Raw genomic sequence first — 24,468 nt, forward strand, 5'->3', positions numbered from 1 at the left:
AAACATAATGTTTATCGCCGACCATGGCTTCCGATGCCGATATAACAAATGACAGTATGTTAACATATTTAATAAATCTCAGATAATTTTCGTGAGGCAGAAAATTATACTCTAAACTATAGACAATGTAATCTTTATGGGAAAGACATTAAATGGCTTTATATTTCCCTGAATGTCCAAACATAAGTACAACTGACGAGTCATTAGCATGCTGAAATAAAAAATTGCTCATGCTAACTAGAATAACCAACGTCTTCTGTGCTGACACATAAAAATAAAGAAGAGGTATTTGCATGCAAATTATTATTTCAAACAGCTCAAAAGAACCGATTTATGAGCAAATTTATAGTCAAATCAAAAAGCTAATTTTATCAGGTGAATTACAAGAGGGGCAGTCATTGCCGTCTATGCGACAGCTTGCAAAGGATTTAGAAATTAGCGTTATTACGACAAAACGTGCTTATGAAGAGCTAGAGAAAAACGGATTTATTTATTCTATTGTGGGGAAAGGTTCGTTCATTTCAGAGCAAAATACGGAAATGATAAGAGAAAGAAAAGTAAAGGTAATCGAAGAAAATCTATTGATTGCCATCCAAAATGCTAAAGAAATGAATATTGGCTTAGCAGAGCTTAAAGAAATGCTCACACTATTGTATTCAGAGGATGAGTGATGGAGACAGCTGTTAAATTCGTGTGGTGAATATATTTAAGCCTAAGTTTAAAGATAGTATGTAATATAAGAAAAAGGATGGTAATTGGATGATTAACCTTATACTTAAGGATGTTTTAATACAAAAGAAATTAATTTTATTTTACATTGCTACTATAATACTCTACTTATGGGCAGGTGTACCCTCCCTACTATTTTTGGGATTTCTTTATAGTGTAATATTTATACTAAATGCTTTCGCTTACGATGAAAAAGACAATGCTAATATTTTGCTTAATTCTCTACCATATACGAGAAAGGAAATTGTCAGTTCAAAATATATAGGTTCACTGATATTTACAACAATATTTATTTTCATAATTTATGTGGGGGATTTCCTCATAAATGGAAAAGGAGATCTTTTCATATGGAAAGAGATGTTGCTTATTATTGGTCTAGTGATGGTCGTTATATCACTCATGTTTCCATTCTCCTATAAATTTAAAACGCAATATTTATTGATTGCTTTAAGTGTTTTATTTGGTATTTATATGTTATCCATTAGTTTACTAGTTCCTATAAATGATATATTAAGAGAATTAGCACGAAAATTCTTGACTTTACAAGAAACGCAAATGTATGTTGTAGCTAGCATGACGGTTATTATTTTATTTATTGGGTCATGGCTACTATCTATTCGTATATATGAGAGAAAAGCTTTTTAAAATAAAACGGCTTGAGCTTAGGCTCAAGCCGTTTTCGCACGCTTAAAGGCAAACTTCCATAGAACGAAATTCGTGATGACAAGCACGATTAAGTAAATGATTGCCCCATAAGCAGTATGAGAAGTCAAGAAGTAATGCAGTCCGGCCAAAGCACCTAATGGGATAAGCAATATAAGCGTTTTCCAACTCTGGCCATCGCCAACTTCATTATAGGGCTTTGTGAAAGGAATGTTGCTTCCCATGCCGATGTAACAAATGACGGTGTACATGCAGCTTGTTACTAAAACAATCAGTAAATCTAAGATAATTCTCGTACCAAAAATGAAGCAGAAAATAATGCTTAGAAAAATATACAATGGAATGTACAACTTTATCAAAAATGCTTTTAAGCTTCCTTTTTTCAAGTTTGTGTAGTCTTTGATTGGAAAGACTTTATAGATCCAAGCTGCTTTATATTTTCCTGAATGTCCAAGCATGAGTACAGCTGAAGGAATAATTAGCATGCTGAAATAAATATTTAAATAGCCCATGCTAACGGCATAATCAACACTTTCGTACCTTGAAAAAGAAAACATAAAAATAAACGGAATGACAAAAGAAAACCCTAAAGATGGATATACTTTCAGTTTAAATTCTCGCTCCTGTTTCATCATAAGGGAAGCAAAGCGGTAGAAAGCTCTTTCTTCATTCGTTCTACAAATGATTGTTAACAAAAGGGTCTTAAGTAGATTGTTCTTTTCTTTTTTCGATTTGCTTGTGTTTAATAGTTTTTGCAGATTTCGTTCAAAGGTTGGAATCAGCTTTACATAAAGCCATATCGAGATCATTGGCATGACGACAGCAAACATACTGAACACCACTGTAAATAAAGAGCTGTCACTGTTTAGTAGTAGTTCATAAGGAGCGGCAAACCACATTGGGATTAGAAAAATACTCCACCAATGAAATGTTAGCGCCATATCATAATCAACGAATTCAAAGGATCTAATAAGAACTTGATAGCCAATCATCAACATTAATGATAAGCCGATTTGTACATAATTGATGATGTCTTTCAGCTTTTCTCCATCAAAGAATCTTAAAATAGCAATATATAAAATAGCAGTTAATACAACAATAAAAATATTCATTAAAACGAGTAAGAGCACAGTTAAAATAAAGAATACAATTCCTTGATTATATAGGCCCACCATAAGAGGAATGGCAGTGAATGCAATAGTTAAATACGTCAGGTAAATGAAAATATGCATGAACTTGGCCGCATTAATCGTTTTAGCAGAGATAGGCTTGGTTGATAGGATACTTCTGTCCCGTACATCCAAAAGTACCGAAGAAAAATCAGCAATCAATGTTGTCATGATGATAAAAATAATCATTGCATAAGCAATACTCATTTGGAAAAGATAGTTTTGACCAAATCCCATAAAAGGAACTAGCATAAGTCCCATTAAAACATAAATCCATAAAGATTTGATGTAGCCATTCTTTTGCTCTTTTTTATTAGATGCTTGGTTAAATATTGTCGGTACTTTACGTTCATCCATTGTGAGTTTAATATGGAGGATTCTTCTCATCATTTTGTAATCAATGCCCATTTTCACAAAAACAAATTGTATCTTATCAAGCACGTGTAAAGTTTTGAAATCTTTCATGATCATACCTCTTGCACTATAGAAACAAATTTCTCACCAATTTCCTGATGATCATGGAAGCCCGTCAATTGGTTGAAAATCTTTTCCAGAGTTCCTTCGGTATTGTCTGCCTGTAGTTGGGCAAATGTCCCATCGGCAGCGATTTTCCCATCATTCAGCAGGATGATGCGACTACTGATTTTTTCGACAACATCCATAATATGAGAGGAATAAAATATTGTTTTTCCTTGGGCAGCCAATTGAATCAAAATTTCTTTAAAGATCATCACACTATTCGCATCTAAGCCATTGATCGGTTCATCTAAAAATAACAAATCGGGATTATGTATAAGGCTAGCGATAATTAATAGCTTTTGCCGCATCCCTTTTGAATAAGAAGATATCCTTGAATGATACGCTTCACCAACACCAAACAATGCCATTAAGGATTTTGATTTATCCGCAGCGACTTCAAATTCAAGGCCATAAAGCTGGCCGATGAAGGTCAAATACTCATAACCAGTTAAATTATCGTACACATCTGCAATTTCTGGTACATAGCCAATTCGTTGTCTATATTCAATGCTGTCTTTTCCGATATTCTCTCCGAAAAGCTTAATTTCTCCACCGTAATCACCTTCGATCCCCAAAATGATTTTGACAGTGGTACTTTTACCTGCACCGTTCGGGCCAATATAACCAATTATTTCTCCTCGCGAGACGTGCAAATCGATCCCTTTTAATATTTCCTTACTACCATAACTCTTTGTCAAATTCGTAATCGTCAAGATTTCTTCCATGTTGCAACTCCTTTCTGTAATCCTACATTAACGGGCGTTGAGCCACGATGGAGGGTGAAGAAAACCTCCTCCAATATTAAAGCTTCACTTTAACGTATGTTTAGTGTAATTGATTTAGAGAAAATATCCATTAATATTATGTAACCTATAATAAATGGTGTAATATTCCTGTACCTATATTATATAATTTATAATTTACGGATTACCATTATAAGGTGGGGATTTTAGTTTATTGCGAGGGAATAATATCTTTTTTTACAGAGAGGGTTGAGCTTTTATAAATGTATTGAATTTTCTGTATTCTTGGATGAGTCAACTTTTCTAGAAGAGATTATGACTAAAATTTGGGGTATTGACATATTTATGGTTAGAATTATATATTTATCTCATCGTAATTTTTGGAATATTCGCTATACTATTTTGATCTAACTTGTACCTACAACGTGTTGTCATGTAGTTGTGTTGTTGTGGATGATTGGTAAAATCAGTATCAAATGTAAACGTTTACTTAATGAAATAAATGCAGAATTTTTAGAGGGGGAAAATTAATGAATAAAGTACGGATTGGCGTAATCGGAGCGGGATTAAGAGGAGGTTTAGCTCAATACTGGCATAAGCCTGATGGGGAATCAGAAATTGTTGCTTTAGCTGATATTTCTCAAGAACGTTTAGATAAATTTCAAGAAAAATTTGAAACACCTTTATTTTTAACGAAGGATTATAAGGAATTATTAACAAGAGACGATATTGATGCTATTGCCGTCTTATCACCGGATTATTTACATGAAGAGCATATTATTACTTGTTTAGAAGCAGGAAAGCACGTATATGCTGAAAAACCTTTAGCGATTACAGTGGAGGGCTGCGATCGAATTTTAGATATATGGAAAAAATCAGGGAAGCATCTAATGGTCGGTTTTAATATGCGCTATATGAGTATGTATCAAACGATGAAAGGCTTAATCGATTCGGGCGCTATTGGAGAATTAAAAGCCATATGGGTCCGCCACTTTGTTGGCTTTGGCGGTTACTTCTATTATCATGATTGGCACGGTAATTCCAAAAATACAACATCCCTGTTGCTGCAAAAAGGCTCACATGATTTAGATGTGATTCATTGGATTTCTGGAAAACATGCGACGAAAGTATCTGCATTTGGTAGCTTAGATTATTACGGTGGAGATAAACCAAATACGTTAACATGTCCAACATGTGACCAGAAAAAAACATGTCCAGAATATGTCCCACATACATTCACGGAATGCGCGTTCAGAGAAGAAATTGATGTTGAGGATAATAACATGCTCATTATGGAATTAGAGGGTGGTATAAAAGCTTCCTATTTACAATGTCACTTCACTCCAGATTATTCACGAAATTATACATTTATCGGTACGAAAGGGCGGATCGAAAATGATGATGTGAACAATAAAATTTATTTGAAGACACGTAAATCTAATTCCTGGGAAGAGCTTAGTGATGTTGTTTATGAAATGAAACCCGAGGAAGGAAGCCATGGGGGAGCAGATCCTAAAATTGCGCAAGATTTCGTAGAGTTAATACTTTACAATAAAGAGCCTTTAACAACTCCATTTGCTGGTCGTATGAGCGTAGCAGTTGGCTGTGCAGCAACGGAATCGCTCCGTAATGGGGGAAGAGTTGTTGAAATTTCACAGGAATCTACTATTCTACAGCATTGATAAATAGGGGGTGTATGTATGACGCTTTTGGATGAAACAACTGTTGAAGAAAAGCCATTTAAAACAAAGCGTTTGTTCAAAAAGCAATCAAAAGTAAAGAGGAATCACTGGATAGAGTGGAAGAAGTCTATCAGAAAAAATTGGGAGCTTTATTTATTATTAGTCCCTGTGATCCTTTATTTTTTGATTTTCCATTATTACCCGTTGTACGGTTTGCAAATTGCCTTTAAGGATTTTATCGCTACAAAGGGGATTACCGGTAGTCCATGGGTTGGTTTTAAGCATTTTGAACGCTTCTTTGATAGTTATTATTTTGGGAGATTAATTAAAAATACAATTGGTATTGGTGTATTTACGCTACTAGTATCTTTCCCTGTACCGATTATTATTGCGTTACTGTTAAATGAAGTGAAAAGTCTTCGCTTTAAAAAGTTTGTACAGACCATTATTTATGCACCGCATTTTTTATCAACAGTAGTCGTTGTCGGTATGTTATTACTTTTCTTAAAATCAGACGGGATGATTAACCAAGTTATCATGTTGTTTGGTGGTACGCCGATTGATTTCATTTCAGAGCCAGCATGGTTTAAGTCCATCTATGTACTATCAGATGTATGGCAAACAATGGGTTGGAGTTCCATTATTTATATTGCAGCTTTATCAGCGGTAGATCCAGCGCAGCATGAAGCAGCAATGATGGATGGGGCTTCAAAATTCCAGAGAATTATTCATATTAACATCCCAGCGATTATGCCAACAATTGTTATCTTATTTATCTTGAACGTAGGATCAGTTATGGCGATTGGATTTGAGAAAGTATTTTTATTGCAAAATGATTTAAATATGTCGACTTCGGACGTCATTTCAACCTTTGTTTATCGAAGTGGGATTTTAGAAGCGCAGTATAGCTTTTCAGCGGCTGTAGGTTTATTCAACTCTATCATTAACTTTATCCTGCTCATTATGGTAAACCAAATAGCGAAAAAAGTAAGTGATACAAGCCTATGGTAAGGGAGTGATGAAATTGAAAGAATCGAAAGGCGATCGAGCGTTTACAATCTTTAATTATATTTTTTTAGCAATTGTTGCGATTATCGTTCTTTACCCATTGCTTTTTGTATTAAGTGCTTCATTAAGTAATCCGCAGTATGTTATCTCGGGTGATATGTGGTTATGGCCGAAGGAATTTACTGTTGAAGCATATAAAAAGGTATTTCAAAATCCAGATATAATTAATGGATTTATCAATACATTGAAGTACACATTTTTCGGAACGGTATTGAATATTGTGATGACAATTTGTGCTGCCTATCCACTTTCACGTAGAGATTTGAAAGGTAAAGGTTTCATTATGGCATTTATGGTATTCACGATGTTTTTCAGCGGAGGGTTAATACCAACATACCTATTAATTCGTGACTTAGGCATGATTAATACATTTTGGGTCATGATTATTCCGAATGCTGTTGCTGTATGGAACATTATTATTATGCGAACATTCTTCCAATCGATTCCTCATGAATTAGAGGAATCCGCTACGATTGATGGAGCGGGAAACTTTCGAATTTTATGGAGTATTGTCCTACCGCTATCATTCCCTGTTATGGCCGTAATGGTTTTATTCTATGCAGTAGGACATTGGAACTCGTATTTTCAAGCTTTAATTTATTTACAAGACCAAAGCAAGTTTCCACTTCAACTTATACTTAGACAAATCTTAATTCAAGGACAAGCCGATGATATGATTCAAGCAACTTCAGAAAGCTTTCTAGCTCAAAAACTTAGCGTTGAAGGGTTGAAATATGCTGTTTTAATCATTGCCAACCTCCCAATGCTAATGCTTTATCCGTTCTTACAAAGATATTTTGTAAAAGGTGTCATGATTGGTTCATTAAAAGGTTAAAGAAAAGGAGCGATTTAAATGGCGATGAAAAAGAAACGTGTATATGGTTTGATGGCAACTATGATGTTAGCAGCTAGTATTTTAGGAGCTTGTTCAGATAATAAAGAAAATAAAGCAAGTACAAGCGGCAACGCTGATAATGTGAATGCTACGGGGATGCCTATTGCTAAAGATAAAATTGAAGTAGATGGTTTTGCAGCTAAGTTTTTTGCTTCACAAGATTGGAATAGCTTAATGCTATGGAAAGAATACGAAAAAATGTCTAACATCCATATTAATTGGACAACTGTTCAAACCGAAGTATTAGCAGATAAAAAGAACTTACTTTTAGCAGCAGGGAACTATCCAGAAATCTTCTTTGCATCGGCATTCTCAAGAACTGATTTACTGAAGTATGGTCAGCAAGGCGTATTCATACCATTAAATGATTATATTGATAAATATGCGCCGAATTTCAAAAAGCTTTTAGAAGAATACCCGACTGTAAAGCAAGGGATTACGATGGCAGATGGAAATATCTATGGTTTCCCAACAATCTATGATCCAAAGTTTGAGTCACTTCGTGTAGGAGCACCATGGATCAACCAGCAATGGCTAGATAAACTAGGCTTCAAATCACCTGAAACGACAGAAGATTTATATAAAGTGCTTAAAGCATTTAAAGAAAACGATCCAAACGGTAACGGTCAACAGGACGAGCAAGGCTGGGGATCTGGTTATGGAATTAAGCAATTTATTGATTATTTAAGGGGTTCATTCGGCTTGAACAAACAAGGAACGATGAATCCGAATTTAGACTTTAAAGAAGGAACTGAAGAATTCCGCTTCGTTCCAACAACAGACGAATACAAACAATTGCTTGAATTTTTAAATAAATTGTATAGCGAAGATTTAATCAATAAAGATGTATTTACAACGGAGCCCCAAAAATTCGCTGCTGAAGCGGGTAAAGGAACTTTCGGTATGCTAAGTGAAGTAGATCCGAAAGAACTGTTCAAATTAGATGGTTATGTAGGTGCGCATGTATTAGAAGGCCCTAATGGAGATCGTCAATATACAGCTATGTCTAACGGTCTTGGTAATTTAGGAATGTTTGTTGTAACCGATAAAGCAAAAAATCCTGAAGCAATGGTACGATGGATTGACCATTTATATGGTGATGAGGGAACAAAAATGTTCTTCATGGGCTTTAAAGGTGTAACTTACGAGGAAGATGCAACTGGTAATGTAAAGTATGTAGATAACATTACCAATAACCCTGATGGTAAAAACTTAGACCAAGCAATAAGCGACTACCTAACATGGCCAGGCGGTTACTACCCTGGAATCGTTACACAAAAGTATTTCCAAGGGGCAGAAGCGAAAGAAAATTCAATTAACAATGCTCAGCAAGTAATGCCATATGCATTGAAAGATGAAGACATTATTCCAGGCTTAAACTTCACATTAGAGGAAAATGAACAGGTGTCAGCTATTTTAACAGACATTCAAACATATGTGGATGAGATGACAGCAAGCTTTATTACAGGTAAGGCAAGCTTCGACAAATGGGATGACTATAAGAAAACAATTGAGAAGATGGGCTTAGAGAAATATATGAAAGTCGCCCAAGCAGCATATGACCGTACAAAAAAATAAAGTGTAACAAAGAACACGGGCTAAAACGCTACTTCCTATGACAACGTGAACATTTACTGGCAGTTGTGCTTCAACGTACTCATTCTTTTTTATGCGGATGCCTTACTGCCAGTTAATGTGAGATAAGAATGAGACATAGTGGCGACTTTAGTCGTGCATGTATTTCTAGTGTAGGGAGGCAAAGTAAATGAAATTTGAAGGATGGAAAGGGAAATTATACTGGACAGTTGAGTTAATAACATTGTTGGCAGTGTTACAGTTAATGTGGATTGGCTTAACCTTACTTGGACTTGTTTTATTCGGGATTACTCCCGCAACTGTTGCGATGTTTACAACATTACGTAAAAGATTGCAAGGGGAGGACGATTTAAAACTACTTGTCAAAACATATTGGAAGACATATAAAATAGAGTTTATTTCATCGAATAAAATAGGCATTATCATTTTAAGTATCGGTTACTTTTTAACAATTAATTTTCAAATAATTTCATCGTTTCATGGGGTGACAGGTTTACTATTACTTACCTTATTTGTGACGATTAGTAGTCTATTTTGCATTATGGTATTGAATATTTTCCAAATATACGCTCATTATGAGCTACCACCTATCCGTTACTTTGCTGTTTCGATATTATTTAGCGTAGCATATCCACTTCAAATGATTGGCTCTATTGTAGGGATGGCCATATTATATCGCATTTTTAGTTGGATTCCAGGATTATTGCCGTTTTTCGGCGTTAGCTTAACAGCTTTATTTTTATCTTGGATGTCATCGCATATTTTCAAAAAGAAAACGGAAGCTGAAGCACAAATAAAAGCAGGACATTATCCCAATGAAGGGGTGACTTCATGAACAAAACATGGATCATTCATGCCAATATTGTGATGGAAGATGGCATTTTAACGAATGGTTTTTTACAAATGGTAGATGGGGAAATTGCAGCAATTGATGAAATGAATAATTGTCCGCCATTGACGGCGTCTGACAATACTATTAATTGTCAGCAACAAGGCTATATTATCCCTGGGATGATTGATATACATGTACATGGTGCTTTAGGGCATGACTTTATGGATGGCGCCCCTGCTCATTATGCACAAATCGCAAAATATTTAGCAAGCGAAGGTGTAACAGCCTTTTTAGCAACAACGACGACAAGTCCTATGTCAGAAATTGAAGCTGCTATCGAAGCACTTGCGTTTTATAACAAAGAACAGCCTACTGCGGTAGCTGAAATGCTAGGAATTCACCTGGAAGGTCCATTTATTAATCGCTTAAAAAAGGGAGCGCAGCCAGAGGAATCAATCTTAAAACCAAATGCTAGGCAATTTAATGATTTATATGACAAGTCAAATCAATTAATTCGCTTGGTCACATTTGCACCAGAGGAAGATGTGAATTTTGAATTACTTCGGGCATTGAAAAGTAAAGATGTGATTGCATCTATTGGTCACTCCGATGCAACTTATGATATGACTATCGGTGCCATAAGAGCTGGTATTACACATGCAACCCATCTATTTAATGGAATGAGAGGCATTCATCATCGCGATCCAGGTGTTGTAGGGGCAGTGCTATTAGAAGATGATGTCTATGTTGAACTGATTCCAGACAATATACATTTTCATAAAGATTTGCTGTTGATGGTTCGTAAAATGAAAGGTTTGAATCGCATGCTTGTCATTACTGATGGTATGCGTGCAAAGGGCATGCCAGACGGTATTTATACATTAGGTGGCGAAGAAGTAGAAGTGTTTGATAATCGCTGTATTCAACGTAAAACAGGCTCCTTAGCAGGAAGTGTTTTGACTATGAATACAGCAAGAAAAAACATAGAAGAGTGGCTGACACTTTCACTAATCGAACAAGTTCGTCTTGTTTCTCTAAATCAAGCAATTCATTTAGGAGTTTCCAATCGTAAAGGCTCTCTTGCTGTAGGGAAAGATGCAGATGTTATTTGGCTTAATGCTGAGGGGGAAATAGAGAAAACCTTTTGCTTAGGGAATCTTGCCTTTGAAAAGAATTGATATATCGATAGGCATCCTTTTGATTAGATGATATATTGATAACAAAACCTAGGAGAAGGATGAGTAGAGATGAAACCGTTAGATCAAGCTAGTGTAATCCCGCTATATCATCAATTGAAACAAAGATTATCTGCTAAGATTCAATCGGGAGAGTGGAAGCCGGAGGATAAAATTGATTCTGAAAATCAATTGATGGAGATGTTTCGCGTCAGTCGAAATACTGCAAAGAAAGCAATTGAAGAATTAGTACAAGAAGGAAAACTATACCGTATTCAAGGGAAAGGAACTTTTGTTGCAAAGCCACGGTTTGAACAATCGCTTGGTGGTTTTTATAGTTTTAGTCGTGTGCTTCAAGAAAAAGGTTTAAACCCAAGAGATGAAGTACTTGAGATTCAGGAAGTATTCCCTTCAACAAAGGTTAGACACAGTCTTGAATTAGGTGAAGATGAACGAGTCATTGAAATGAAGCGCTTACGTTTTGCAGATAATGAACCGATTGTTTTAGAATCATCATTTTTACCAAAAAGTATTATCAAGGATAGTGAAATATTACATGAGGTTAGTTCCTCTTCCTTGTATAGCTTATTAGCACAACGTTTTGACATTATCGTTGTGAGGGCAAAAGAAGCTTTCGAGCCTGTACTTATTAGTAAAGATGAGGCACATTTGTTGAAAACGGAGGCAGGAAAACCCGCTTTATTACTAGAACGTACTGCATTCGATACTTCAGGAAAGCCAGTCGAATTTTGCATTTCAATAGTAAGAGGCGATCGCTGCCGGTTTTATACAGAATTAAACTAAACTCATAGTTACGATCTATGAGTTTCATAATGTTAAAGAATAAAATGGCCAAGGTATAGTAATCTTTGTGAATGTTGGCATTTTAAATGTGGGTGATTTCTGTTTCTGGTGACTACTTGCTGAGGGTCGAGTGCTTTTTCTGCTTATGTTGGTTCTGACACTTTGCTTTCGCGCAAGCCGTGAAGAGTTCCGTTTATCGTTATAAAAATGAGTATCATGCTAAGTTTGGTTGGTGTGCAAGACTGAATGACTCCTTTGCAATCACAGAGATGATCCTGCAACAAACTTATAGAAGAGCAAAGTATCGTGTCCCGGCTTCGTAACCAACATCCTTTTGGCCCAAACTGCTAATCGACACCACTGGAAAGTGCTCAGTCAGAACGGAAATCCATCCATTTGTTTTGTCGATGAGTTTCTACTGTATAGACATCTTAAACTCATTGACATAATTGCTTTTTAATAATGCTTCATCAGTTATCAGAATTTTTATACTATAAATTATACCAACAACCCATTGAGGGAGGAACTCGACTATGCCATTAGTGACGACGAATGAAATGTTAAAAGACGCTTATAGAAATAATTATGCAATTGGTGCGTTCGGAGCGCATAATTTGGAAATTATTAAAGCAGTTATTGCAGGAGCAGAGAAGGTAGGTGCACCTGTTATTTTACAAACGACTTCAAGCACTTATAAATATGTAGAAATGCATTATATGATGGCGCTTGCTAAAACAGCTGCTGAGCAAGCAAAAGTACCAGTAGCTCTACATTTGGATCACGGTGAGTCCTATAAAGTTGTAATGGAATGTTTACGAGCAGGCTATACGTCGGTGATGATTGATGGTTCTACGTCACCCTTTGAAGAAAATATTAATCTTGTGAAAAGAGTTGTAGATGCTGCAAGTGCAATTCATGTGCCTGTCGAAGCAGAGCTTGGAACAATTGGTGGTGTAGAAGATGATGTAACAGTTGACGAGAAAATGGCCTTTTTCACTGATCCTAAACTAGCTGAACGCTTTGTGAAAGAAACAGGTATCCAATCGTTCGCGCCAGCTTTTGGCACAGCACACGGTAAGTATAAACAAGAACCACAGCTACAATTCGAACTACTGCAGGAAATTCATCGTGCTACAAATGTGCCATTAGTTATGCACGGTGCATCAGGTGTACCAGAAGAAAGCGTACGTAAATCTTTAAAATACGGTATTGCGAAAGTGAATTTTTCAACAGAGCTAAAAGATTTATTTGCCGAGCAATTAAGAGCCTTCTTTATAGAAAATCCGACAGAAAATGATCCAAGAAAGTATTTTCTTCCTGCACGAGAGGCATTAATTGAGTTAGTAGAGCAAAAGATTGTGATGCTACAAAAATGATTACGACGATAACTTTAAATGCAGCCATTGATCAAGTATATGAAATGAATTCTTTAATGCTTGGTAAGACAAATCGAGTATTGCAGAAGCTGCAGCAAGGTGGAGGAAAAGGCATTAATGTCGCCCGTGTCATTCAAACACTCGGTGGTGAAGTGGTCATTGGTGGTTTCGTTGGCGGACTAAATGGGGAAAAAATAATGGCACTATTAAAGGAAGAAAACATGCAAACAGGGTTTATTCAAATAGAGGGCGAAAGTCGAATTTGTCTAACCGTTTCAAATAAGCAAACGAAGGAAATGACCGAGCTTTTAGAAGACGGACCAACGATTTACGAGCATGAATGGCAAGAAATGCTGAAATGGATTAAAGCTCAAGCAGAGTGTTCTGAATATTTCGTGCTTTCAGGAAGTCTACCTAAGGGTATACCAATGGCTGCTTATGGAATGATTATTCGTTTATTAAAACAAAAAGGTGTTCGGGTTGCTCTTGATACGAGCGGAGAAGCTTTGAAGCAAGGCGTTGAAGCAATACCTTTTATCATTAAACCTAATGAGGATGAAATTGTTCAATTAATCGGGAAACAGGTTAAAGCGCAAGACGATTTAATTCAAGCTGGTGAAAAAATACAGGATTTAGGAATTGAGCATGTATGTTTTTCGTTGGGCGAAAAAGGGGCTTTATTTGTTAATCGTTTAGGGGTTTACCAAGTAAATGCACCGAAAATTAATGTTATAAATACAGTGGGTAGCGGTGATGCGTTTTTAGGAGGCCTTGTCTATAAGCTTTCAGAAGGTGTGGACTGTACGGAGGCATATAAATGGGCTGTTGCATGTGGCTCTGCAAATGCAGGTGAAAAAGAAATTGCGAAAGTACAAAAGGAGACTGTTCAAAGTCTCATAAAAGAGCTACAAATAATTAAAATTAAAGAGAGATAGGGGTTTTATTTATGCACACGTATAATGAGATTATGAAACAAGCGCAACAATTAGGTAAAACAAAAGAGATTGTTCAGTTGCTTACGTTCAATGAAGAGGCTGTAGACATAGCTCTTTTCACAGGATGTGGGACATCATATTATTTAGCAATTGCAGCTGCACGTTATTACCAATCGGCAACAGGAGAAGTAGCAGTAGCAGTCCCAGCATCTGAGCTGTTTTTACACACGGATACTCACATTCTATCAAATAAAAAGTATAATATTATCGGTATTTCACGCTCAGGAACAACTTCTGAAATTATTATGGCATTGGAACATTTGAACGGAGCAGAGAATATACGTACAATGGCAGTTACGTGTAATGGTGATACACCAATGGCTGAAGTAGCAGATGAAGTGATTGCCTTAAACGATATTTCAGAGAAAAGTGTTGTCATGACGCAATCATTTTCTAATATGTTATATGCTCTTCAACTATATGCGGCAAAAATTAGTCAACGTGTTGAATGGATGAACCAATTAGAAAAAATTCCTGCACTTGTTAAAATAGCATTAGGCAATGGCGAGCAGTTAAAGCAAGTGACAGAGGATTTAACGAAAAAACGTTTTATCTTTTTAGGGTCGGGTGCTTATAACGGATTAGCTAAAGAAGCGACATTAAAGCTAAAGGAAATGACACAAACAGAATGTGAAAGCTATTCGAATTTAGAATTCCGCCATGGTCCAATTTCTATTGTAGATAAAGAGACTGTCGTTATTTTATTTACACAAAAAGAAACGAAGGACTTCGATCAAGCATTAATAAAGGATATTCAAAAGCTTGGTGGTTTTGTTGGTGTAATTGGTATAGCTTCAGCAGACTTGGAAGCAGATTTAATCATTAGACTTTCAGAAGAAATAGATGACTTGAATCGCCTTGTTGAAGTAGTTCCATATTTCCAATTTTTAGCATATCAACGTGCAATATACAAAGGCTATGATCCAGATAAACCACGTAATTTAACGCAAGTCGTAAGCCTTTAAAAAATGAATCACTTCACTCAGTGAATAATAAAGAGGTAAAAGTTACTGTGAAATGAACATCCTGTTGTCCCGAATCAATAAGGACACTACTGGTAGTTAATGCGGGATAAGAAAATTGGCGGTGAAAAAATGAGTTACATTTTAGCAGCAGACATAGGTGGAACCAAATTAGCCGCGGCTTTGTTCGATATAAATCAGCAATTATTGAGCACAAAAGAAGTGGCTAGTGATAACACAAATCGAGAAACTTTATTTGCTTGTTTGATTGGTAGCTTTGCAAAGCTATGTGCAGAAAAGGAAATTACGTTTAATGAAATTTCAAAGGTATCTATTGGTGTGCCTGGTATCGTTGATATTGAACAAGGTATCGCGGTTTATCAAAATAATATACCTTGGGAGAACTTTCCGATTTGTATGCGGTTAACTGAAGTGTTTCCACATGCTCATATTAAAATGGACAACGATGTGTATATAGCAACATGGGGAGAATATCGAGCTAGAAAGTTCTCCAAAGAAACAATGGTCTATGTTACATTGAGCACCGGTATTTCTTGCTGTACGGTTGTAAATAGTGAATTTTTAAGGGGAACCGGACTAGCTGGTGAAATTGGCTTTAGTATTGTTGATAATGACGGAACTACACTAGAAGAGAGTGTTGCTGGCCCGGCAATTGAAACATTAGGGAGAGAGCTACTCGGTGATTCTGAGATAGAATTGAAGGATATGATGGAACTTTACTATAATGGGAATTCTATCGTCGATAAGATTTTGGAGCCATTAGTCCAATCGGTAGAGAAACAGTTGCAGCAAATAATATTACTGCTTGATCCACATTGTATCGTTTTAGGAGGAGGCTTTTTTAATCATCATCCTAAAATCATTGACTATATTAAAGAAGCGATTCAGCAGCGTTTTGTAGGAACACCTTTTGCAGGGAAAGAACGAATCATTGAAAGCAGCATTCATAAAGGTGAAGCGGGTCTTTACGGAGCAGCGATAAAATAATAAAAAGGCAGTAAACAAATGAGCGTTTGTTTACTGCCTTTTTCTATTTTTAAAGGATAACGTAGGTTTCCCTAGGAAGGGAAGGAGTATACTGTGCTTATGCCTGCAGATGTTTTTTGTGCGAAAGCGCGGTGTTAACGTAGCGACAGCAACAGAAGGGTCGACACGAAATCGGTCATTTCGGTATTGCCCTGAACTATTTTTATCGATGCAGGAAAGTTAGCCGTTATCGCATAGATGCGATGATTTTAGGCTAACATCCCATTTGAACGCCTTTCCGATCCCGTAATATCTAACCTTAGCGAATGCGTTGCTCTGTTTCTAAGTCAAAGAAATGAACGCGTGACATGTCAAATAGTAGATGCGCGACCTGACCTTGTGTAATTTTTGTATCGGAGTTCACCCGCGCGATATAAGGCTGACCATTTAATTGGGCATGTAACATTAGCTCAGCACCTGTTAATTCGGATACTTCAATATTCGCGTCAACAGCTGTGAAGAACGGTTCAGGATTTACAGAAGATTTTTCATAAATATGCTCTGGTCGAATGCCAAGAAACAGTTCTTTTTGTAAATAACCTCGTTCTTTTAATAATTTACTTTTTTCTGCTGGAATAGTTAGTGTAATATCAGCAATCTGAATCCCGTTTTCTTGGAATACGCCTTTAAAGAAGTTCATGGATGGTGAGCCGATAAAACCACCAACAAATTTGTTCTCTGGTGTTCCATATACTTCTTCAGGTGTCCCGATTTGTTGAACTATACCATCCTTCATTACAACGAGACGAGTGGCCATTGTCATCGCTTCTGTTTGATCGTGTGTTACATAAATAGTAGTCGTTTTTAATCGTTGGTGAAGCTTTGTTATTTCAGCGCGCATTTGTACGCGAAGCTTTGCATCTAAATTGGATAGAGGCTCATCCATTAAAAAAATATTTGCATCGCGGACGATGGCTCGACCGAGTGCCACACGTTGACGCTGGCCACCTGATAGAGCTTTCGGCTTGCGATCTAAATACTTTTCTAAATCGAGAATTGCAGCTGCATTGTGGACACGCTCTTTTATTTCCTGCTTAGAAAACTTGCGAAGCTTTAAGCCAAATGCCATATTATCGTATACAGTCATATGTGGATATAGTGCGTAGTTTTGGAAAACCATCGCAATATCTCGATCCTTAGAAGGTACATTGTTCATTTTCTTGCCATCTATTAAAAATTCTCCAGACGAAATTTCCTCTAAGCCGGCAATCATTCGTAATGTTGTCGATTTCCCACAACCTGAAGGCCCGACAAGTGCAATAAACTCTCGATCTTGAATTGTTAAATTAAAGTCAGATACAGCTGTTACACCGCCATCATATGTTTTAATAATATTTTTAAGTATGATTTTTTCCATGTTTATAAGCCCCTTTGTTTGTTTTTTTTAGTGTATAAAAGTATAGGGGAAAACTAAATATTTAAAATGCATAATTTTCAGTTATTATTTTTGTGCATTTTGTAATTTTGATCGAAGAAAGCTAGCAATATAGACGAGTATAGCACCGTCTAGATTTTTTGTAGAAATATTTGTTGTTTCTTGAAATTTTGCTAAACGGTAATTAAGCGTATTACGATGAATATGTAGTTTCTTTGATGTCAAAGAAATATTTAACCCACATTCGTAAAATGTCCTGACTGTATCAAGTAACTCCATATCAGACTGCAAAGGTATTAAAATTTGTTCTTCTATAAATTGCAATATGGAAGCAGGCATTTGTTGCGTTAATAAAATAGGAAAAATCGTTTCAAATGAATAAAACTGTTCAGCATTTTTATAATGTAAGCATTCCTCAAACCATTGAGCTTCCCGTTGGAACTTACTTGGGAATTGCTTATTTATTTCATAAGATTCGCCTTGATACAAATGAATTTGAACGAAAAAATCTGTTTCAATTGTGCGAATAAGTGCAATGAAATCTTCCTTTTTATTAATCGAATGATCCATCGCCTCAATTAATAGAAAACGATTTGTGGCAACCTGAAGTACTACCGTATCTTGCTGGAAAAAGTTTAAAGTAGCTTCTTTTAACTCTTCAGCAGGAGGATTATCATTTAAAAAAATGAGCTGAATAACACGAGCGTTGCTAAATGATAATGTAGATGGTATGTCACCGTTCAAATATAAAAATTCATACCAGATTTCTGATGGTTGGGATATTGTAGAAGTGATCTCCGTATAAAAAACAGTGAGCCACTGGTAGTCACGCTGTGAAATCTCTTGCTTTGAAACAGAAAACCATGCATTTGCTTGTCGATGGTAGAAATAAAAAAAGTCATACATTAACTCCGTTGGCTTTGTTCGATAATGACGGTAAGTAGAAAACAATGCTTTGAGATTTAAGTTCATTAGATAACTCCTTCCTTTTATATGCAGGAACCATATGAATGGCTCCCTTACAAGCAGACAGTGGAAATAATTATGGGCTTAAGCCGTAGTCCTTATGTTTTTGTTGGCGTACGGTGTAGCCATTTACGATAAGTAGCGTGATAAATACTAGCCATTCCAAGTGTAACATTTTGTATTTCAATGAACATAGGAGTGTCAAAACTAATAGAAGGAGAGAATGTTAACTATATTCGGAAGGAAGATTGGATAACATCCTTGAAGAGTTATCCCATATAATGAAAATATAGAATATTTAGTTTTTAAATTGAAGCAAAATGGAGGCGTAAAATGCAAATCAAATCAAATGAGCAATTGCTAAGAGTATTAGATAATTTATTACGCGAACCGCAAGGGTTTTGGAATGGGTTTTATGATCAAACATTTAAAAAGGTACCTTTTTTCGTTAATAAACCTGATGAAAATCTAGTAAGCTATTTTGAAAAAAAGATGATTCGACCAAATAGTGTTTTAGAGTTAGGTTGTGGTGCAGGACGAAATGCTATTTACTTAGCAAAACAAGGCTGTTCAGTTGTTGGAGTCGACTTATCGGATCATGCATTGCAGTGGGCACAAAAAAGGGTTGATGAAGCAGACGTCAATGTAGATTTCATTTGCGCTAATATTTTTGAACTGAATCTACAAGAAGAGAGCTTTGATTTTATTTATGATTCAGGTTGTTTTCATCATATAGCACCTCATCGTCGTGTGACGTATATTGAATTGATTCATACATTATTAAAGCCCAATGGTTACTTTGCTTTATGCTCATTTGAGGAACATGGTACATATGGTGGTTCAGCCATCTCGGATGAAGAAGTATATATAAAACGTAGCTTAGAAGGCGGATTAGGATATACCGAACATCAACTGAAAGAAATATTTCAATCATTAGAAGAAATAGAAATACGGAAAATGAAAGCCCTATCTGATGAACACCAATATTTTGGTCTAGAAGGATTTTTAGTAGGTTTATTTAAAAGGAATAGGAGATAAAAGAGGCTAGCCCTTTCAATTATTCCTAGAAATAAATACGATAGTTCTTAAAGAACGAGCTGATACAAAGGACTTCAAAGTGTATTTTTAATAGCCTTTTATAGGTGCAATTCTTCGTTTTGAAGGGTTGCATTTTTTGAATCAGACCATACCACAAGGAAGGGAAAATCCCTATACTGTGGACCTTTTGAGTTAGAAACAGTTATGTAAAAATAAAGCAAGGGGGTCAAGGAAGTGTTTAATGATTTTAAGCTTATAGGTAATCGTCCGGTTTATAGTCAATTAAAAGACTATTTAAAAGAAATGATTATGAAGGGACACTTGCGGGAGCATCAAAAGCTTCCATCTACCCGTGAACTTAGTAAATTATTATCGATTAGTAGAAATACGGTACTAAATGCATATGCAGATTTAGAGCAAGAGGGCATGATCTATGCAGTGAAAGGAAAAGGTAATTTTGTAGGGAAAGTTGAAACGTTGAAAGCTGCATCTGTCGAATTTAATTGGAAGGAGAGACTGAATAACGTTACCTTGTTAGCTGATGAGCTAGATTTAATGAAGCAAGATATTCATTGGGAAAAAGGAATGATTTCCTTCAATAGTGTTTCTCCCGATGAGAAGCTTTTTGATGTTGAAAATTTTAAAAGAGCTTTTCTGACTCGGATGTCCCTTGAAGGAGATATCGTTTTGAATTACGGGTATGCAAAGGGCTATAAACCTTTAATCGAGTACCTTCTTCACTATATGGAAATGAAGGGTGTAGATATTTCCAATAAGGATATTTTGATTACGAATGGTTTTACCGAGGGCTTAGATATTTTATTATCTTCCTTAGCGAAAAAATCTGGACGTGTTATTTGTGAAAACCCTACTCACCATGCGGCATTAAAGCTTTTTCGTCTACATGGATTTGATATACACGGAATCGACATGAAGGATGACGGTATCGATATTGAACAAGTTAAGAAAAGCTTATCGGAAAAGGAATTTGATTTTGCTTATTTAATCCCGTCCTATCATAATCCGACAGGTATTGTGACATCCTCTGAAAAAAGAGCTGAAATTATTAGGCTTTTTTCACAATATCAAATTCCAATTGTGGAGGATGGTTTTAATGAGGAATTACGTTATTCAGGCTCGCATTTAGCACCGCTAATGACTTTTATCGGTGAGGGCAACAATGTTATTTATATTAGTAGCTTTTCTAAAATTCTTTTTCCAGGCTTACGTGTCGGGTGGGTATTAGCTGATAAGGAACTTATCTACTGTTTAGAAAGTATGAAAAGAGCACGTACTATTCATACATCGACACTAGATCAGGCTGTGCTTTATCAATATTTACAGGATGGTTATTTTGAAAAATATTTAAAAAAGGCTAAGTTTGTATATAAGAAAAAGTATGAATTAGCCCTTCAAGCTTGCCACCAATACATTCCTTTTAAAAGAATGACGGGTGATGGTGGACTTCATCTTTTTATTGAGTTAGAAGAAGGAATAGATGCTCGTACACTATTGAAGAAATGCTATCAAAGGAGAGTTGTTTTTTATCCTGGTGACGTTTTTTACTGCAATGGTGGGGGCAGTAACACATTTCGATTAGGGTTTTCACGGCTAAAAGAAGAGGATATTGTGTGTGGTATTAAGATTATTGGTGATACCTTGAAAAATGAAATAGGGAGTTGAACATATGAAAATTGGCGTTATTATGGGGGGCGTTTCCTCGGAGAAGCAGGTCTCTATTATGACAGGGGAAGAAATGCTCGCTCATATAGATACGAGTAAATACGAAGTGGTTGCTATTAAACTAAATGAACATAACACGTCAGAGCTTATTGAAAAGGTGAGAGATATTGATATTGCTTTATTAGCACTACATGGCAAATTTGGAGAGGATGGCACGATTCAAGGTGTACTAGAGGCTATGGGCGTTAAGTATACGGGGAGTGGAATACTTTCAAGCAGTATGTGTATGGATAAAAACATTTCGAAAAAAATTTTACGTTATGAAGGCATTGAAACACCGGATTGGCTCCATCTTGCGAATATCGAGGAGCTTCAGTTCGATGAATTAGATAAGATGGGCTATCCGTTCGTAGTTAAACCTAATTCGGGTGGCTCCAGTGTAGGGGTGAAAATAGTTTACGATAAAAATTCTTTACTTAATTCCATTGAGGAAGTATTCAAATGGGATGCTGAAATCATTATTGAAAAATATATAGAAGGTGAAGAAATAACATGCTCCATTTTGGACGGGGAGCTATTACCGATTATTTCGATTCAACATACAGCGCAGTTCTTTGACTATAAGGCGAAATATGAGGATGCCGCAACAATAGAGGAAGTTGTAGAGCTTCCACCTGCCATACATGAACGTGTTGCTGAAGCCGCAAAAGCCTGCTATAGCGCATTAAAATGTAGTGTTTACGCCAGAATCGATATGATGATCAAGGATGGAATCCCATATGTCATGGAGGTTAACACATTGCCAGGGATGACAAAGAACAGCTTACTCCCAAAAAGCGCATCGTCGGCAGGAATTATTTATACAAAACTTTTAGATAGGATTATTGAAATTTCCTTACAGGTTAGAAGAAATGGGGATCATTGAAGTATGAATAGCTAAACGTTCAATAAAAAACACCTGTATGTTGATGTGGGATCATCCCATTTTCAACAAGAGGTGTTTTCTCAGTTGTCTTATTAAGCTTTAGATAATTCAATAAATCCATGTCCAAAAACATCTCGTACATCATGAATAGCAATAAAAGCATCCTTGTCTATTTCTTTGACGATTTTCTTCAGCTTTACAACTTCCTGTTTACTAATAACAATATACAGAATCTCTTTTTGTTCCTTCGTGTAATAGCCATGGCCTGATAGAACTGTCACGCCTCGGTTCATAAAACCATTGACATGACTGGCAATCTCCTCTGGCTTTTTCGAAATAATCGTAACTGCCTTTTTCGGATTTACACCTTCAATAACAAACTCCATTACCTTTGTTCCGACATAAAGCATAATGACAGTAAGCATTAATGCTTCTGCTCCGATAATAAAGTAAGATGAAAAAGCAACTATTAAATCAAAAAACAATAAACCGTAACTAATACTCCAGCCTAAATATTTGTTCGTCATTCTAGCTAAAATTGTTGAACCTGCTGTTGTTCCACCAACTCTTATAATTAAGCCTATACCAACTCCAGCAAACACCCCACCAAAAATAGCGTTCACAATAATTTCATTCGAAGAAATCGACCACGATTCTGTTAAATGTAAAAACAGTGAATGGAGGGATACCGCAATAATCGTATAAATAGTCGTTTGCCTACTTAAAAATTTATAGCCAACTACTAATAAAGCTGCGTTTAGCAAAAAGCTCACAATACTTGGCGACCATCCAAACAAATAATAGGCAATGATTGTTAAACCTGTAACGCCACCTTCACCTAAATCATTCGGTATAACAAATAAGTTTACTGCCAGTGCAAAAAGCAACGCCCCGATCGTAATCATTAAAAAATCCATCATGAACTTCTTCATATATACACCACCACAACAAATTGTATTTTCCTAAATACATACTATATCAAGCTCTAGACATTTTATATACTTTTTGGAATGTTCGTTTATGATAAATCTATAATTGTTAGTATGTCCTTTATTAGAGAAAAAGTCGAATTAAAAAAATAGTTCATGAAGCTGCTAATTAATTATGCCTTTAGCATAATTGTCCGCTGAAAGAAGTTAAATAGTTATGTGGAATCTGCTGAAATCAGCTTATACTATATCCTTTAATAATTGGGGAAAGGAAATAAATAAAAAAATAAAAGGGGTGTTAGAAGCCGTTATGGATCAATCGTTAGCAATTCGTAATATGAAAATGAGCTTGAGAATATTAAATATAGTATTAAGAGATGATGCAGCAGTATAGGAAGTGAAGAAATTGACGATTATCGTAAGATTGGATCGTGTATTAGCTGATAGAAAAATGCAATTAAGTGAGCTTGCAGAAGCAGTAGATATATCGATTGTCAATTTATCGAATTTAAAAACGGGAAAGGTAAAGGCAATACGTTTTTCCACGTTAAATGCACTTTGTAAAGTCTTGCATTGCCAACCAGAAGATATTTTAGAGTATGCTGAAGATGAGGATACCTTTGCGTAAAAAAAATTTCTAAGCCGTACTATAGGATGGAAATACGTTTACGTACATTTCTTGAACAAGTTGCATAGGATAACCTTATAATGTGTGAGGGGATTGAGAAAATGTACTACATTCCTTATTACGGAAACATGCCTATGTATAACTATGGAGATCAGTTAGTTTATTGGACACCTCCTTATCAGACGGGGTACGCGAACAGAGCTGAGCCTTCTCGTTTTTCCAATGGCGAAAGTATTGTATTAAAAGATTATGGGCCCAAGCCACTTGTCATCAATCTTAAAGATGCAGCTAAGCAAAACGATACGTATCGTACTACTCTGTGGACGGGAAAAAATTCACAAATTACGTTAATGAGTATTAATGTTGGTGAGGATATCGGTTTGGAAATACACCCGAATGTGGATCAATTTATATATATTGAACAGGGTGAGGGATTTGCCCAAATGGGCCCGAGTAAAAACAATTTAAACTATGAAAGAAACGTCTATGAAAACTTTGCTGTAGTAGTGCCTGCTGGAACATGGCATAACGTCACAAATACAGGGAATATACCACTAAAGCTTTATTCAATATACGCTCCTCCTAACCATCCATTTGGTACGGTACATGTTACGAAAGCAGACGCTGAGGCCTCGGAAGCAGGCTACGGTCAGGGCAATGAATAATCGA

Annotated in this window: 24 protein-coding genes; 19 read left to right on the forward strand and 5 right to left on the reverse strand. The window is 36.1% G+C overall.

Annotation, left to right across the window (positions count from 1 at the left end; all coding sequences use genetic code 11):
* Positions 1–293 precede the first annotated feature (293 nt).
* Positions 294–671, forward strand: a complete 378-nt coding sequence (locus PVA17_RS01815) for a GntR family transcriptional regulator (protein WP_132361203.1) — start codon at positions 294–296, stop codon at positions 669–671.
* Positions 672–759: 88 nt separating this feature from the next.
* Positions 760–1,374 (forward strand): ABC-2 transporter permease, encoded by a 615-nt coding sequence (locus tag PVA17_RS01820; RefSeq protein WP_274066710.1) that lies wholly within the window; start codon positions 760–762, stop codon positions 1,372–1,374.
* A 23-nt stretch (positions 1,375–1,397) separates the two neighbouring features.
* Here PVA17_RS01820 and PVA17_RS01825 read toward each other — a convergent pair whose 3' ends face one another.
* Both PVA17_RS01825 and PVA17_RS01830 read right to left on the reverse strand, forming a co-directional pair.
* Positions 1,398–3,026: a hypothetical protein gene (locus tag PVA17_RS01825; RefSeq protein WP_274066711.1), complete on the reverse strand. Its 1,629-nt coding sequence runs from the start codon at positions 3,024–3,026 to the stop codon at positions 1,398–1,400.
* 2 nt (positions 3,027–3,028) lie between these two features.
* Entirely contained in the window at positions 3,029–3,805 is a 777-nt protein-coding gene (locus PVA17_RS01830; RefSeq protein ID WP_132361209.1) for an ABC transporter ATP-binding protein, read from the reverse strand.
* Positions 3,806–4,353: 548 nt separating this feature from the next.
* On the opposite strand from PVA17_RS01830, the gene PVA17_RS01835 reads away from it, so the two are divergent.
* The 11 genes from PVA17_RS01835 (at position 4,354) to PVA17_RS01885 (ending at position 16,216) form a co-directional block, all read left to right on the forward strand.
* Positions 4,354–5,505 carry a Gfo/Idh/MocA family protein gene (locus PVA17_RS01835; protein ID WP_132361211.1) on the forward strand — a complete coding sequence of 384 codons (1,152 nt, stop codon included), beginning with the start codon at positions 4,354–4,356 and terminating at the stop codon, positions 5,503–5,505.
* Positions 5,506–5,523: 18 nt separating this feature from the next.
* The gene (locus PVA17_RS01840; protein ID WP_248717446.1) at positions 5,524–6,516 is read left to right on the forward strand and encodes an ABC transporter permease; all 993 of its coding nucleotides are present in this window, start codon (positions 5,524–5,526) and stop codon (positions 6,514–6,516) included.
* A 7-nt stretch (positions 6,517–6,523) separates the two neighbouring features.
* Positions 6,524–7,408 (forward strand): carbohydrate ABC transporter permease, encoded by an 885-nt coding sequence (locus PVA17_RS01845; RefSeq protein WP_274066712.1) that lies wholly within the window; start codon positions 6,524–6,526, stop codon positions 7,406–7,408.
* Positions 7,409–7,432: 24 nt separating this feature from the next.
* Positions 7,433–9,046, forward strand: a complete 1,614-nt coding sequence (locus PVA17_RS01850; RefSeq protein WP_274066756.1) for an extracellular solute-binding protein — start codon at positions 7,433–7,435, stop codon at positions 9,044–9,046.
* Positions 9,047–9,233: 187 nt separating this feature from the next.
* The gene (locus tag PVA17_RS01855) at positions 9,234–9,899 is read left to right on the forward strand and encodes a YesL family protein (protein WP_274066713.1); all 666 of its coding nucleotides are present in this window, start codon (positions 9,234–9,236) and stop codon (positions 9,897–9,899) included.
* Complete coding sequence (nagA, locus tag PVA17_RS01860; protein ID WP_274066714.1) at positions 9,896–11,074, forward strand: N-acetylglucosamine-6-phosphate deacetylase; 1,179 nt, start codon at positions 9,896–9,898, stop codon at positions 11,072–11,074. Before PVA17_RS01855 ends, nagA begins: the two co-directional genes overlap by 4 nt.
* Positions 11,075–11,143: 69 nt before the next feature.
* Positions 11,144–11,875 carry a GntR family transcriptional regulator gene (locus tag PVA17_RS01865; RefSeq protein WP_132361221.1) on the forward strand — a complete coding sequence of 244 codons (732 nt, stop codon included), beginning with the start codon at positions 11,144–11,146 and terminating at the stop codon, positions 11,873–11,875.
* 533 nt (positions 11,876–12,408) lie between these two features.
* Positions 12,409–13,251: a class II fructose-bisphosphate aldolase gene (locus tag PVA17_RS01870; protein WP_274066715.1), complete on the forward strand. Its 843-nt coding sequence runs from the start codon at positions 12,409–12,411 to the stop codon at positions 13,249–13,251.
* On the forward strand, positions 13,248–14,186 hold the full coding sequence (pfkB, locus tag PVA17_RS01875) for a 1-phosphofructokinase (RefSeq protein WP_132361225.1): 939 nt from the start codon (positions 13,248–13,250) through the stop codon (positions 14,184–14,186). Before PVA17_RS01870 ends, pfkB begins: the two co-directional genes overlap by 4 nt.
* Before the next feature lie 11 nt (positions 14,187–14,197).
* On the forward strand, positions 14,198–15,211 hold the full coding sequence (locus PVA17_RS01880) for an SIS domain-containing protein (RefSeq protein ID WP_274066716.1): 1,014 nt from the start codon (positions 14,198–14,200) through the stop codon (positions 15,209–15,211).
* Between the two features lie 129 nt (positions 15,212–15,340).
* Positions 15,341–16,216, forward strand: a complete 876-nt coding sequence (locus PVA17_RS01885; protein WP_274066717.1) for an ROK family protein — start codon at positions 15,341–15,343, stop codon at positions 16,214–16,216.
* A gap of 298 nt (positions 16,217–16,514) precedes the next feature.
* On the opposite strand, the gene PVA17_RS01890 is transcribed toward PVA17_RS01885, so the two are convergent.
* Entirely contained in the window at positions 16,515–17,612 is a 1,098-nt protein-coding gene (locus PVA17_RS01890; protein ID WP_248717438.1) for an ABC transporter ATP-binding protein, read from the reverse strand.
* 84 nt (positions 17,613–17,696) lie between these two features.
* Positions 17,697–18,602, reverse strand: a complete 906-nt coding sequence (locus PVA17_RS01895) for a PucR family transcriptional regulator (RefSeq protein ID WP_274066718.1) — start codon at positions 18,600–18,602, stop codon at positions 17,697–17,699.
* Between the two features lie 327 nt (positions 18,603–18,929).
* On the opposite strand from PVA17_RS01895, the gene PVA17_RS01900 reads away from it, so the two are divergent.
* The 3 genes from PVA17_RS01900 to PVA17_RS01910 all read left to right on the forward strand — a co-directional run bounded on the left by PVA17_RS01900 (position 18,930) and on the right by PVA17_RS01910 (position 22,242).
* Positions 18,930–19,634 carry a class I SAM-dependent methyltransferase gene (locus PVA17_RS01900; RefSeq protein WP_132361233.1) on the forward strand — a complete coding sequence of 235 codons (705 nt, stop codon included), beginning with the start codon at positions 18,930–18,932 and terminating at the stop codon, positions 19,632–19,634.
* A 234-nt stretch (positions 19,635–19,868) separates the two neighbouring features.
* On the forward strand, positions 19,869–21,317 hold the full coding sequence (gene pdxR, locus PVA17_RS01905) for a MocR-like pyridoxine biosynthesis transcription factor PdxR (RefSeq protein WP_274066719.1): 1,449 nt from the start codon (positions 19,869–19,871) through the stop codon (positions 21,315–21,317).
* A 4-nt stretch (positions 21,318–21,321) separates the two neighbouring features.
* The gene (locus PVA17_RS01910; protein ID WP_274066720.1) at positions 21,322–22,242 is read left to right on the forward strand and encodes a D-alanine--D-alanine ligase; all 921 of its coding nucleotides are present in this window, start codon (positions 21,322–21,324) and stop codon (positions 22,240–22,242) included.
* A gap of 92 nt (positions 22,243–22,334) precedes the next feature.
* Here PVA17_RS01910 and PVA17_RS01915 read toward each other — a convergent pair whose 3' ends face one another.
* Complete coding sequence (locus tag PVA17_RS01915) at positions 22,335–23,174, reverse strand: YitT family protein (protein WP_248717433.1); 840 nt, start codon at positions 23,172–23,174, stop codon at positions 22,335–22,337.
* Between the two features lie 214 nt (positions 23,175–23,388).
* Between PVA17_RS01915 and PVA17_RS01920 the strand changes: the two genes are divergently transcribed.
* The 3 genes from PVA17_RS01920 to PVA17_RS01930 all read left to right on the forward strand — a co-directional run bounded on the left by PVA17_RS01920 (position 23,389) and on the right by PVA17_RS01930 (position 24,464).
* Positions 23,389–23,565, forward strand: coding sequence for a hypothetical protein (locus PVA17_RS01920; protein ID WP_274066721.1), 177 nt, complete (start codon positions 23,389–23,391; stop codon positions 23,563–23,565).
* Between the two features lie 12 nt (positions 23,566–23,577).
* Positions 23,578–23,799, forward strand: coding sequence for a helix-turn-helix domain-containing protein (locus PVA17_RS01925; protein WP_274066722.1), 222 nt, complete (start codon positions 23,578–23,580; stop codon positions 23,797–23,799).
* Between the two features lie 101 nt (positions 23,800–23,900).
* The gene (locus PVA17_RS01930; protein ID WP_274066723.1) at positions 23,901–24,464 is read left to right on the forward strand and encodes a cupin domain-containing protein; all 564 of its coding nucleotides are present in this window, start codon (positions 23,901–23,903) and stop codon (positions 24,462–24,464) included.
* Positions 24,465–24,468 lie beyond the last annotated feature (4 nt).

The sequence above is a fragment of the Lysinibacillus sp. CNPSo 3705 genome (assembly GCF_028674935.1).
GTDB lineage: Bacteria > Bacillota > Bacilli > Bacillales_A > Planococcaceae > Lysinibacillus.

Bases quoted from the DNA above. Each gene is read 5' to 3' on its own strand.
- PVA17_RS01900 (WP_132361233.1), top strand. From the start codon at position 18,930: ATGCAAATCAAATCAAATGAGCAATTGCTAAGAGTATTAGATAATTTA.
- PVA17_RS01880 (WP_274066716.1), top strand. From the start codon at position 14,198: ATGCACACGTATAATGAGATTATGAAACAAGCGCAACAATTAGGTAAA.
- PVA17_RS01820 (WP_274066710.1), top strand. From the start codon at position 760: ATGATTAACCTTATACTTAAGGATGTTTTAATACAAAAGAAATTAATT.
- pfkB (WP_132361225.1), top strand. From the start codon at position 13,248: ATGATTACGACGATAACTTTAAATGCAGCCATTGATCAAGTATATGAA.
- PVA17_RS01920 (WP_274066721.1), top strand. From the start codon at position 23,389: ATGTGGAATCTGCTGAAATCAGCTTATACTATATCCTTTAATAATTGG.
- PVA17_RS01885 (WP_274066717.1), top strand. From the start codon at position 15,341: ATGAGTTACATTTTAGCAGCAGACATAGGTGGAACCAAATTAGCCGCG.
- PVA17_RS01845 (WP_274066712.1), top strand. From the start codon at position 6,524: ATGAAATTGAAAGAATCGAAAGGCGATCGAGCGTTTACAATCTTTAAT.
- PVA17_RS01830 (WP_132361209.1), bottom strand. From the start codon at position 3,805: ATGGAAGAAATCTTGACGATTACGAATTTGACAAAGAGTTATGGTAGT.
- PVA17_RS01915 (WP_248717433.1), bottom strand. From the start codon at position 23,174: ATGAAGAAGTTCATGATGGATTTTTTAATGATTACGATCGGGGCGTTG.
- PVA17_RS01825 (WP_274066711.1), bottom strand. From the start codon at position 3,026: ATGAAAGATTTCAAAACTTTACACGTGCTTGATAAGATACAATTTGTT.
- PVA17_RS01865 (WP_132361221.1), top strand. From the start codon at position 11,144: ATGAAACCGTTAGATCAAGCTAGTGTAATCCCGCTATATCATCAATTG.
- PVA17_RS01890 (WP_248717438.1), bottom strand. From the start codon at position 17,612: ATGGAAAAAATCATACTTAAAAATATTATTAAAACATATGATGGCGGT.
- PVA17_RS01835 (WP_132361211.1), top strand. From the start codon at position 4,354: ATGAATAAAGTACGGATTGGCGTAATCGGAGCGGGATTAAGAGGAGGT.
- PVA17_RS01910 (WP_274066720.1), top strand. From the start codon at position 21,322: ATGAAAATTGGCGTTATTATGGGGGGCGTTTCCTCGGAGAAGCAGGTC.
- PVA17_RS01895 (WP_274066718.1), bottom strand. From the start codon at position 18,602: ATGAACTTAAATCTCAAAGCATTGTTTTCTACTTACCGTCATTATCGA.
- PVA17_RS01855 (WP_274066713.1), top strand. From the start codon at position 9,234: ATGAAATTTGAAGGATGGAAAGGGAAATTATACTGGACAGTTGAGTTA.
- PVA17_RS01840 (WP_248717446.1), top strand. From the start codon at position 5,524: ATGACGCTTTTGGATGAAACAACTGTTGAAGAAAAGCCATTTAAAACA.
- PVA17_RS01850 (WP_274066756.1), top strand. From the start codon at position 7,433: ATGAAAAAGAAACGTGTATATGGTTTGATGGCAACTATGATGTTAGCA.
- nagA (WP_274066714.1), top strand. From the start codon at position 9,896: ATGAACAAAACATGGATCATTCATGCCAATATTGTGATGGAAGATGGC.
- PVA17_RS01930 (WP_274066723.1), top strand. From the start codon at position 23,901: ATGTACTACATTCCTTATTACGGAAACATGCCTATGTATAACTATGGA.
- PVA17_RS01815 (WP_132361203.1), top strand. From the start codon at position 294: ATGCAAATTATTATTTCAAACAGCTCAAAAGAACCGATTTATGAGCAA.
- PVA17_RS01870 (WP_274066715.1), top strand. From the start codon at position 12,409: ATGCCATTAGTGACGACGAATGAAATGTTAAAAGACGCTTATAGAAAT.